Below are 10,527 nucleotides of genomic sequence, written 5' to 3' on the forward strand. Positions count from 1 at the left end.
CCCCCCCCCGGGGGGGGGGGGGGGGGGGGCATTCTTTAGGCTTTCAGGCTGGCGCCGCGGCTGGCAATCACCTCTTTATACCAGCCAAAGCTCTTCTTCTTACTGCGCGCCAGGGTGCCGGTACCGTCATCATGGCGGTCGACATAGATAAAGCCGTAGCGCTTCGACAGCTCCGCCTTTGAGGCGCTCACCAGGTCAATCGGTCCCCAGCTGGTAAAGCCCATCAGCTCAACGCCATCGTCAATGGCTTCCCGCGCCTGCACCAGGTGGTCGTTCAGGTAACTGATGCGGTAGTCATCGTTAATGCTGCCGTCGGCTTCCACCTTATCTTTGGCGCCCAGACCGTTTTCCACGATAAACAGCGGCTTCTGGTAGCGATCCCACAGCACGTTCAGCAGTGTGCGCAGGCCCAGCGGATCTATCTGCCAGCCCCACTCCGAGCTCGCCAGGTGCGGGTTCGGCACCATGCTGAGAATATTGCCGCGCGCCTGCTGGTTCAGCGCCTCGTCGGCGGTGACGCAGCCGGTCATGTAGTAGCTGAAGGAGATAAAGTCGACGGTGGTTTTTAGCGCTTCACGATCGGCGTCGGTGATGGTGAGCGTGATGCCGTTGTCACGGAAATAGCGCTGCATATAGCCCGGGTACGCGCCGCGCGCCTGTACGTCGCCGAAGAACTGCCAGCTGCGGTTCTCCTGCAGCGTCTCGAACACATCCTCCGGTTTGCAGCTCAGGGGATACATCAGCCCGCCGAGCAGCATATTGCCGATTTTGCCCTCAGGCACCAGCTCATGACAGGCTTTGACCGCCAGCGCGCTGGCCACCAGCTGGTGGTGAATCGCCTGATACACCTCGCCTTTGCTGCTGCCGGCCGGCAGGCCGACGCCGGTCATCGGGGCATGTAGCGACATATTGATTTCGTTAAAGGTCAGCCACAGTTTGACCTTATTTTTATAGCGGCTGAACACCGTCCGGGCGTAGCGCTCAAAGAAGCTAATCACCTCCCGGCTGCCCCAGCCACCGTAGTTTTTTACCAGCGCCCATGGCATTTCATAATGCGACAGCGTCACCAGCGGGGTGATCTTGTGCTTCGCCATCTCGTCGAACAGCTTGTCGTAGAACGCGAGGCCGGCTTCGTTCGGCTCGGCGTCGTCACCGTTGGGGTAGATGCGGGTCCAGGCGATAGAGACTCGCAGGCAGTTAAAACCCATCTCGGCAAACAGGGCGATATCTTCCGGATAGCGATGGTAAAAATCGATCGCCACATCCTTAATCCCGTTGTCGCCTGGTACGCGCTCGACCACTTCGCCGAACACGCCGTGCGGCTGTACATCGGAGGTGGATAAGCCTTTGCCATCTTCCAGATAAGCACCTTCCACCTGATTGGCCGCGGTCGCGCCGCCCCACAAAAAATCCGCCGGGAATGTTTTCATCTCTTTCTCCTGTGATTAATGGCTGACTGACAACAGCGGCTGACCGGCTTCGACGGCGCTGGACGCCACCGTGTAAATCTCCCGGTAGTCGTCGCTGTTGCTGATAATGATCGGGGTCACCAGGTCGTAGCCGGCGTCCAGAATCGCCTGGCGATCAAACTCAATCAGCAGATCGCCGGCCTGTACCCTGTCGCCCTCTTTCACATGCGCGGTAAAGGGCACGCCGTCGAGTTTGACCGTATCGATGCCGACGTGGATCAGCAGCTCAATGCCGCTGTCGCTTTGCAGGCCGATGGCGTGTTTAGTCTGAAACAGGGAGGCCACTTCGCCCGGGAACGGGGCAATCACTTGGCCCACCGCCGGGATAATGGCGACCCCTTTACCCAGCAGGCCGCTGGCGAAGGTGCTATCCGGCACCTGCTCGAGGGCGATAACGCTGCCGCTCATCGGCGCCAGAATATCGTTTGCCGAGGCCGGGGCTACCGTCACGGCGCCCGGTGCAGCGCTGGCGCGCGGCAGGCCGGCGAAGAAGGTCAGCACGCAGGCGAGCACGAAAGCCACGCCGGTGCCGATAAGCCCGCCCCAGACGCTGGCGTCAATCCCGCCGGGCGGGATCATTTGCGCCGGGAAAAAGATGTTTGGCAGGCCAAACGAGTAGGCATAACTGTTGCTAAAGGCAGTGATCGCCCCGCCAATCGCCCCGGCGACACAGCCGAAGATAAACGGACGGCGCAGCGGCAGAGTCAGGCCATAGATAGCCGGCTCAGTGATGCCGAACAGCCCGGCGGAGAAGGCGGAACCGGCCAGCACCCGCTGACGCGCATCGCGGGTGGCGAGGAAAATACCGAGCACGGCGCCCACCTGGGCAATCACCGCCGGAAGAATAATCGGCAGCATGGAGTCGTGACCAAGTACCGTCATGTTGTTGATCATCAACGGCACCAGCCCCCAGTGCAGGCCGAAAATAACGCACACCTGCCACATGGCGCCCAGTACCGCGCCCGCCAGCCATGGGGCAAACGCATAAATGAACTGGTAGCCGTTGGCCAGCAGATGGCTCAGCCAGGTGGCGACCGGGCCAATCACCAGGAAGGTGAGCGGGACCACCACCGCCAGGCAGATGGCCGGGCTGAAGAAGTTTTTCATCGATGACGGCAACAGCGCGTTGCTCTTGCGTTCCAGCCAGCAGGAGACCCATGAGGCGAGAATAATCGGGATCACTGACGAGCTGTAGTTGATAAAGGTCACCGGAATGCCGAGAAAGTGCTCCACCGCCGCGCCCGGCGCCTGGCTGGCCTCAAAGGCCTGAATCATCAGCGGGTGGGTTAACGCCCCGCCAATCACCATCGAGATAAACGGGTTGCCGCCAAACTTCTTCCCGGCGGTATAGCCAAGAAACAGCGGGAAGAAAAAGAACAGCGCGTCGCTGGCGGCAAACCAGATTTTATAAGTCCCCTGCTCCGGCGTAAGCCAGCCGCAGGTCACCGCCAGCGCCAGCAGGCCTTTCAGCAGACCGGTTGCCGCCATCACGCCGATAAACGGTGTAAAAATGCCGGAGATGATGTCGATAAGCTGGCTTAACACCGATCCTTTGGCCGCTTTTTCCTCGGCAACCGGTTCGCTGTCATCGCTTAACCCCGCCTCCTGGCGCACCGCCAGCCAGACGTCGTGAACGTGGTTGCCAATCACCACCTGAAACTGGCCGCCGCTCTCCACCACCATAATCACGCCCGGATTGGCCTTCAGCCCTTCGGCATCGGCTTTGCCGTTATCCTTCAGTTTAAAACGCAGACGTGTCGCACAGTGAACCAGACTCACAATGTTCTCTTTGCCGCCGACGCGGTTGAGAATATCCTGCGCGAGTGCTTTATATTCCATGCTCTTTTCCTTACTGCCGCTGCCCGCAGACAACCGGCGACTGAGTAGTAAAAAATAAAAAAACCCGAGAACCACGCCGGTGGGCGTCGCGCTCAGGTTTTGCCTGCATCATGCAGTAACAATCCAGTTTTGTTGGGGAGAATTAACGCCCCTCTTTTCTTACCCGTTCGATATGAATGGCAAGAAACATAATTTCTTCGGTGGTCAGCGACCGCTGATACTGCTTTTGCAGATGCGTCGCCACCGTTTCCGCACACTTCCACGCTTTGGCGTAGTTATCTTTCACCGCGCTGTGCAGCGAGACGTCGTCATCTTCCACCACCGTGCGCGTCAGCATCCGCTGGGCGAAAAACTTCAGGTGGGTGACGAAACGCTGATAGCTCAGCGACTCTTCATCGTAGTTAAGCTGCAGCTGATACTTCACCAGCTGCAGGATCTCCTGCATCACCCGGGTCACGTGCATGACCTCCGGCATTTCGCTGTTGAGCTGCGCCGTCACCAGATGCAGGGCGATAAATCCGGCTTCATCCTCCGCCAGCTCCACGCCGAGCCTTTTGGCAATGATGGCCCTTGCCTCCTGGCCCAGCGCGAACTCCTTCGGATACAGCCGCTTAATCTCCCACAGCAGCACGTTACGCAGTGCGATGCCCTTTTTCTGCCGCTCGATAGCAAAATGACAGTGATCCGTTAACGTGATGTACAAACTTTCCTGTAACTTGCCCAGCCGTCCGCGTGCCAGGTCGATAATGCGATCGCAGGTGGTCATCACTTCTAACGGTATTTGACTGAGCAGCTCGCCTAAGCGGCCGACCAGCTCATCGCTTTGTAAGGCGAAAACTTTTTCAATTTTACTGTCGTCCAGCACGTCGCCCGGGCGTTTCTGAAAGGCCAGCCCTCGCCCCATCACCACCTGTTCGCGCCGGTGCTCGTCGAGAACCACCACCACATTGTTATTGAGTACTTTGGCGATTTGCATATAGACCCCAGAAACAAAAAAACCTGACCCCCGACGAAACGCCAGGTGATCAGGTTTTGCCTGCCGCAGCAGTTGCAATCCAACACCCGCACTGTAACAACTTCTGCTGCGCGCTCAACCTGACAAGTGAAAAAACGTGATTAAGATCGCGACTATCAGAAGGTCACGACGGTTTTCCACTCCACTACCCACGCGTCCTGGGTCTGCGCGACGCCGCCCGGACGGTGCCAGTACTGCAGGCCCGGCTGCAGCTCCAGCCAGGAGACCGGGCGGAAGCGATAATAGAGCTCACCGTTCAGCGAATGACCGGCCACCGGCAGGTAAGCCGGATCGTTATAGTCGGTGGCGCCGCTTATCTGATTCATATAGCGCTGATTACGTGCGTAGTGGCTGCTCATGTCGATCCACGTCAGGCCGAAGCCAATCCAGTCCTCCGGGCGGGCGTCAAACAGACCGCGGTAGCGCATGGAGGCGGCGACGGCGGAGTGGATATAGTTGCTGCGCTGGTCGCTGAGGCTGCCGCTCAGTGAGACGCTCATTCCCCGCAGCGGGTCGTCGGTGTGGCGGGTGATCTGCTGGTTCAGGCCGGCGTACATAAACCAGGTGCTATCGTGCTCGGCGTAACCTTGCGGATCGGTCGCCCCGGCGCCGCCGGATTTACCGCTGTAGAGGTCGCTCTGCGGCGCGTTAGTCCAGACCACGCCAAGGTTATAGGCTCCCGGCAGGCCATTAATCAGCGGACGGGTTTCGATCTCCATCGGCAGTAAGATGCCTTTGCTACCCTTCGTCGACCAGCTCCACGCGTGGCTGCGCGCGGTAGCCTGCGGGTTTTGCTCCATCACCCCGCCTTTCAGGGTGACGGTCGGCGTCAGCTTGTACTCCAGGGTGGTGCCCCAGGTATGAATGTTCCAGTTATTCCAGGTCAGCGAGTTGGCCGATTTCCCACCGCACTGGGTCAGCAGCTGAAAATCGCAGGGTATGATCTGGTCGAAGGTTTGCACCTTGTTCATCATGCCGATGCGCCAGGTCAGGCGGCGGTCGTCAAAGCTGCGGGCAAAGGTGAGCCAGCCAAGGCGGGTAATCGACCCGCCGCCCCAGCTCTCCTGCGATAGATCGTTGAAACTCACCCGCGGATCCTGCAGCCGTTTCGTGGTGAGATTATCATCGTGGTTGCGGTTGACGATATTGCCCTCAAGCCGCGCGTCCGGTATGCCGGTCCAGCGCTCCAGATCCTGGGTAAAGGTCAATGACACCTGGTCAATATAGGCCAGGTGTTTATCATGGTCATAACCGCCGCCGGCGTTGTAGGCCATCTCGTTAAGATAGCCGAGATTATAATGAAAGCCGTTTTCTTCAAGGATCGGACGAATGCCTAGCATATCGCCCAGCAGCCCTTGCTGCCCGGCTTCAAACCCCAGCGCGCTGCCGTTCCACGCCGGGATGTCCGCGGCGCTCACGGCAGGCGCCATGGCCGCCAGCATAGCGCCGATCAAAAGCTGATTTATTTTTTTGTTATGCATTGTGATATCCACCGTGACTGAATAAAAACAAAGGGGATCCCCAGGCTATTTATTTACCCGTTTTCTTTTTTTAAAAAATGAATGGCAAAAAGCGTCCGTCGGTAATAAAACCGCGACAATGCCAGAGAAATCGTTATTCACATCTCATTGTTTTACATCATCATTTTATCCACCCTGAATTTTTACCAAAAAAAAACCTAAGCACTTTGCGCCACGAATGACGAAAGTGCTTAGGTTTTGCCTGAGTTCAGTAGCAATCCTGAATTGATTGACCGCACATTATCACTTTATTCAACCCATGCCTATCATCAACAGGCATGCAAGTAATAATATGTGAAGCGAATAACAGTATGGCGGTTAATAGCGGCCGATCGCCGCCGCTATTTCAGCAGACGTTTGCAGGGCGCGAATTTCATTAAACAGGGTCAGCGCCTCGGTATATTCCTTGCGTAAATAGCCTAACCACTGCTTAATTCTCGCCACATGATACAGACCGGTATCACCCTGCTTTTCCAGGCGGGTATATTTTTGCAACAGCTGGACCACCTGCGGCCACGGCATGCGCGGTTCATTGTATTTGATTACCCGGCTGAGGTTCGGCACATTGAGCGCCCCGCGGCCAATCATCACCGAATCGCAGCCGGTGACAGCCATACAATCCTGGGCGCTTTGCCAGTCCCAGATTTCACCGTTGGCGACCACCGGGATAGTCAGGCGCTGGCGGATCTCGCCGATCGCCTGCCAGTTGATGCGTTCGGCTTTGTAGCCATCTTCTTTGGTACGGCCGTGAACCACCAGTTCGCTGGCCCCCGCCTGCTGCACCGCGTCGGCGATTTCAAAGCGCCGTTCACCGCTGTCCCAGCCAAGACGAACTTTCACCGTCACCGGCAGATGCTCGGGAACCGCCTCTCGCATGGCTTTCGCGCCGCGATAGATCAACTCTGGATCTTTCAGCAGCGTTGCCCCGCCGCCGCTGCCGTTTACCAGCTTCGACGGACAGCCGCAGTTTAAATCCACCCCCCATGAACCCAGCGCCACCGCGCGGGCGGCATTTTCCGCCAGCCACTCGGGATATTGTCCCAGCAGCTGGACGCGTACGCGGGTGCCGGACGGCGTGCGGCTCTGGTGATGCAGTTCCGGGCATAGCCTGTAGAACGATTTTACCGGCAGCAGTTGATCCACCACGCGCAGAAATTCGGTGATGCAGAGATCGTAATCGTTAACCTCGGTCAGCAGCTCGCGCACCAGCGAATCGAGCACGCCTTCCATCGGCGCCAGTAGAACACGCATATCGTTACCCGGAAAAAAAAGAGGCGCTATGGTAGCGCCTCCGGGCGCTGGTTGAAAGCGCTCAATGCGTCGGACCAGACGCACGCCGTTCCCCGCACGCTCGATGCGGCAAAGCGGCGAGATAATCTCTATGCTTTACAGGGGTCTGTGGCGTCCCATTCGCCTTTATTTGCCGCGCCTCATCCAGCAAGGTAGCGTGGGGAGCGATCCCGCCTGAGCCGCAAGGTGTCGGGCCCTGACGGGTGAGACTATGGTTCCCGTAAGCTATCAGCGCTATGCATAGAATTCATGATGTGATCGGTAGCACATTTTAGGGATTAATTGTATGATGAATGCACTTCATCAAGGGTTATTACCATGAGTAAATCGCTGACTATTATCTGGCAGTACCTGCGGGCTTTCGTCCTGATTTACGCCTGCCTGTACGGCGGAATTTTTATCGCCGGGCTGCTGCCTATCACTATCCCCGGCAGCATCATCGGCATGCTGATCCTCTTCGTGCTGCTGGCGCTGCAAATTATGCCGCCGCAATGGGTCAACCCCGGCTGTAATATCCTGATCCGCTATATGGCGCTGCTGTTCGTGCCGATCGGCGTTGGGGTGATGCAGTACTGGGATCTGCTGCGCGCCCAGCTGGGGCCTGTCGTTATCTCCTGCGCCATCAGTACGCTGGTGGTGTTTGTAGTGGTGAGCTGGAGCTCCCATTTGGTGCATGGCGAACGTAAAGTGATTGGCCAAAAAGGAAAAGAAGAATGATGCATGAAATCTGGTGGTCGCTACCGCTAACCCTGATCGTCTTTTTTCTCGCCCGCAAACTGGCGGCCCGCTTTAAGTTCCCGCTGCTCAACCCGCTGCTGGTGGCGATGGTGGTGATTATTCCATTTCTTCTACTGACCGGGATCTCCTATGAGCGTTATTTTGCCGGCAGCAAAGTCCTGAACGATCTGCTGCAGCCGGCGGTAGTGGCCCTTGCGTTCCCGCTGTATGAACAGCTGCACCAGATCCGCGCCCGCTGGAAATCTATCATTACCATCTGCTTTATCGGCAGCTGCGTGGCGATGATCACCGGCACCACCGTCGCTCTGCTGATGGGCGCCACGCCGCAAATCGCCGCCTCTATTCTGCCTAAGTCAGTCACTACGCCGATTGCTATGGCGGTTAGCGGCAGCATCGGCGGCATTCCGGCCATCAGCGCCGTGTGCGTAATTTTTGTCGGCATCCTCGGCGCGGTATTTGGGCATACGTTGCTTAACCTGATGCGCATTCGCACCAAAGCGTCGCGCGGCCTGTCAATGGGCACCGCCTCGCACGCCCTCGGCACCGCCCGCTGCGCCGAGCTGGACTATCAGGAAGGCGCGTTTAGCTCACTGGCGCTGGTGCTGTGCGGGATCATCACCTCGTTGATGGCGCCGTTCTTATTTCCACTGATCCTCGCAGTGGTAGGTTAATCGTGATTTAAATCACATTTTTTAATGCAACAAATCAGAGTTGCATAAAGAATGAGATATTCATCACATATGGAACCGCTGGCCGCCCGTACACTGGCTTCCCATTACACTGTTATGAGGCAACGCTATGCACTCACGTTTTCAAGCTGCTTTGACGACTCTGGCAGCAGATCTGCAGGCGGCCATCGCCCCGATGCTCGCCGACCCGCATTTCCCGGCGCTGCTCGAAGCCGATCAGGTGGCGACGCTGCAGCATGCGACAGGTCTGGACGAAGACGCGCTGGCTTTTGCGCTACTGCCGCTTGCCGCTGCCTGCGCGCGCCCCGACCTTTCTCATTTTAACGTCGGGGCTATCGCCCGCGGCGTCAGCGGCCGCTGGTACTTTGGCGGCAATATGGAGTTTCTCGGCGCTACCATGCAGCAGACCGTTCACGCGGAACAGAGCGCCATCAGCCACGCCTGGCTGCGCGGCGAGACCTCCCTGCGCGCTATCACGGTGAACTACACGCCGTGCGGTCATTGCCGTCAGTTTATGAACGAACTGAACAGCGGGCTGGCGCTGCGCATTCATCTGCCGGGTCGCGAAGCGCATGCCCTGGAGCACTATCTGCCGGACGCCTTTGGCCCGAAAGACCTCGAGATCAAAACCCTGCTGATGGATGAACAGGACCATGGCTTCCCGGTCAGCGGCGATGCCCTAACCCAGGCAGCTATTCAGGCCGCCAACCGCTGCCATGCGCCCTATAGCCACTCGCCTTCCGGCGTGGCGCTGGAGCTGAAAGACGGTACCATTTTCAGCGGTAGCTATGCGGAAAACGCAGCGTTCAACCCGACGCTGCCGCCGCTGCAGGGGGCGCTGAATCTCCTGAGCCTCAACGGCTATGATTATCCCGCTATCCAGCGGGCAATCCTGGCGGAGAAAGCCGACGCGGCGCTGATCCAGTGGGATGCCACCGTCGCCACCCTGAAGGCGCTGGGCTGCCACAATATTGAGCGCGTCCTGTTAGGTTGATCAGCCTGAGCAGATTGCCGGACGGCGTCTTCGGCTTATCCGGCCGACTTTTTATACCGTTAGGTGTCGGGTGGCGCTACGCTTACCCGACCTACGGTTCGCGCCATGGCGACCTGAAGATCCCTATGCCGGGTGTCGGCTCACGCCTTACCCGGCCTGCATTCGGCGATCTGTCTATATTGCTGAAAATCCCCGCAATCAAACGCGGGTTTCTTGCGCTTACCCGGCGGGTAAAGTAGCCTGAAGACTCCGTTGTCTATTATTGAGCCAAGTTCATGTTAAAGCGTGCGTTCTACAGCCTGTTAGTCCTGCTCGGCCTGCTGCTGTTGACCGTGCTGGGCCTTGACCGCTGGATGAGCTGGAAAACCGCGCCCTATATCTATGATGAACTGCAGGACCTGCCCTACCGTCAGGTCGGTGTGGTGCTGGGCACCGCCAAATATTACCGCACCGGCGTCATCAATCAGTATTACCGTTACCGCATCCAGGGTGCGCTGAACGCCTACAACAGCGGCAAGGTCAACTATCTCCTGCTGAGCGGCGATAATGCTCTGCAAAGCTACAATGAACCGATGACCATGCGTCGGGACCTGATTAAAGGCGGCGTCGATCCCGCGGATATCGTACTGGACTATGCCGGTTTCCGTACCCTCGACTCGATCGTCCGTACCCGGAAAGTGTTCGACACCAACGACTTCATTATCATCACCCAGCGCTTCCACTGCGAACGGGCGCTGTTTATCGCCCTGCATATGGGGATCCAGGCCCAATGCTACGCGGTGCCGTCGCCGAAGGATATGTGGAGCGTGCGGCTGCGCGAGTTCGGCGCCCGCTTTGGCGCGCTGGCGGACCTCTATATCTTCAAACGGGAACCGCGCTTTCTCGGCCCTCTCATCCCGATTCCGGCGCAGCAGCATGACGTGCCGGATGACGCCCAGTCCTACCCGGCCGTCACCCCGGAGCAGCTGCTGGA

8 protein-coding genes and 1 pseudogene are annotated in these 10,527 nt (G+C 58.1%); 4 read left to right on the forward strand and 5 right to left on the reverse strand.

Going from position 1 to position 10,527, the window contains the following annotated elements; translation table 11 throughout:
- Positions 1-35: 35 nt before the first annotated feature.
- The 5 genes and pseudogenes from HMPREF9538_RS22435 to dusC form a co-directional block, all read right to left on the reverse strand.
- On the reverse strand, positions 36-1,430 hold the full coding sequence (locus HMPREF9538_RS22435; RefSeq protein ID WP_009484181.1) for a glycoside hydrolase family 1 protein: 1,395 nt from the start codon (positions 1,428-1,430) through the stop codon (positions 36-38).
- 15 nt (positions 1,431-1,445) lie between these two features.
- Positions 1,446-3,420 (reverse strand): annotated as a pseudogene (gene bglF / locus HMPREF9538_RS22430) (PTS beta-glucoside transporter subunit IIABC).
- A 30-nt stretch (positions 3,421-3,450) separates the two neighbouring features.
- The gene (gene bglG / locus HMPREF9538_RS22425; RefSeq protein WP_002912842.1) at positions 3,451-4,284 is read right to left on the reverse strand and encodes a transcriptional antiterminator BglG; all 834 of its coding nucleotides are present in this window, start codon (positions 4,282-4,284) and stop codon (positions 3,451-3,453) included.
- A 155-nt stretch (positions 4,285-4,439) separates the two neighbouring features.
- Positions 4,440-5,804, reverse strand: a complete 1,365-nt coding sequence (locus HMPREF9538_RS22420) for a carbohydrate porin (RefSeq protein WP_009484183.1) — start codon at positions 5,802-5,804, stop codon at positions 4,440-4,442.
- 357 nt (positions 5,805-6,161) lie between these two features.
- The gene (gene dusC, locus HMPREF9538_RS22415) at positions 6,162-7,094 is read right to left on the reverse strand and encodes a tRNA dihydrouridine(16) synthase DusC (RefSeq protein ID WP_002912862.1); all 933 of its coding nucleotides are present in this window, start codon (positions 7,092-7,094) and stop codon (positions 6,162-6,164) included.
- 357 nt (positions 7,095-7,451) lie between these two features.
- On the opposite strand from dusC, the gene HMPREF9538_RS22410 reads away from it, so the two are divergent.
- From HMPREF9538_RS22410 to sanA, 4 genes are all read left to right on the forward strand, one after another.
- Positions 7,452-7,850, forward strand: a complete 399-nt coding sequence (locus tag HMPREF9538_RS22410) for a CidA/LrgA family protein (protein ID WP_004175078.1) — start codon at positions 7,452-7,454, stop codon at positions 7,848-7,850.
- The gene (locus HMPREF9538_RS22405; RefSeq protein ID WP_002912867.1) at positions 7,847-8,542 is read left to right on the forward strand and encodes a CidB/LrgB family autolysis modulator; all 696 of its coding nucleotides are present in this window, start codon (positions 7,847-7,849) and stop codon (positions 8,540-8,542) included. The genes HMPREF9538_RS22410 and HMPREF9538_RS22405 overlap by 4 nt, the downstream gene beginning before the upstream one ends.
- Positions 8,543-8,669: 127 nt before the next feature.
- On the forward strand, positions 8,670-9,554 hold the full coding sequence (gene cdd, locus HMPREF9538_RS22400) for a cytidine deaminase (protein ID WP_002912869.1): 885 nt from the start codon (positions 8,670-8,672) through the stop codon (positions 9,552-9,554).
- Between the two features lie 275 nt (positions 9,555-9,829).
- Positions 9,830-10,527, forward strand: a 698-nt coding sequence (sanA, locus tag HMPREF9538_RS22395; protein WP_009484184.1) for an outer membrane permeability protein SanA, incomplete at its 3' end; no start/stop codon positions are given.

Source organism: Klebsiella sp. MS 92-3 (genome assembly GCF_000195655.1).
Taxonomy (GTDB): Bacteria; Pseudomonadota; Gammaproteobacteria; order Enterobacterales; family Enterobacteriaceae; genus Klebsiella; species Klebsiella pneumoniae.

Bases quoted from the DNA above. Each gene is read 5' to 3' on its own strand.
- HMPREF9538_RS22435 (WP_009484181.1), bottom strand. From the start codon at position 1,430: ATGAAAACATTCCCGGCGGATTTTTTGTGGGGCGGCGCGACCGCGGCC.
- bglG (WP_002912842.1), bottom strand. From the start codon at position 4,284: ATGCAAATCGCCAAAGTACTCAATAACAATGTGGTGGTGGTTCTCGAC.
- HMPREF9538_RS22420 (WP_009484183.1), bottom strand. From the start codon at position 5,804: ATGCATAACAAAAAAATAAATCAGCTTTTGATCGGCGCTATGCTGGCG.
- dusC (WP_002912862.1), bottom strand. From the start codon at position 7,094: ATGCGTGTTCTACTGGCGCCGATGGAAGGCGTGCTCGATTCGCTGGTG.
- HMPREF9538_RS22410 (WP_004175078.1), top strand. From the start codon at position 7,452: ATGAGTAAATCGCTGACTATTATCTGGCAGTACCTGCGGGCTTTCGTC.
- HMPREF9538_RS22405 (WP_002912867.1), top strand. From the start codon at position 7,847: ATGATGCATGAAATCTGGTGGTCGCTACCGCTAACCCTGATCGTCTTT.
- cdd (WP_002912869.1), top strand. From the start codon at position 8,670: ATGCACTCACGTTTTCAAGCTGCTTTGACGACTCTGGCAGCAGATCTG.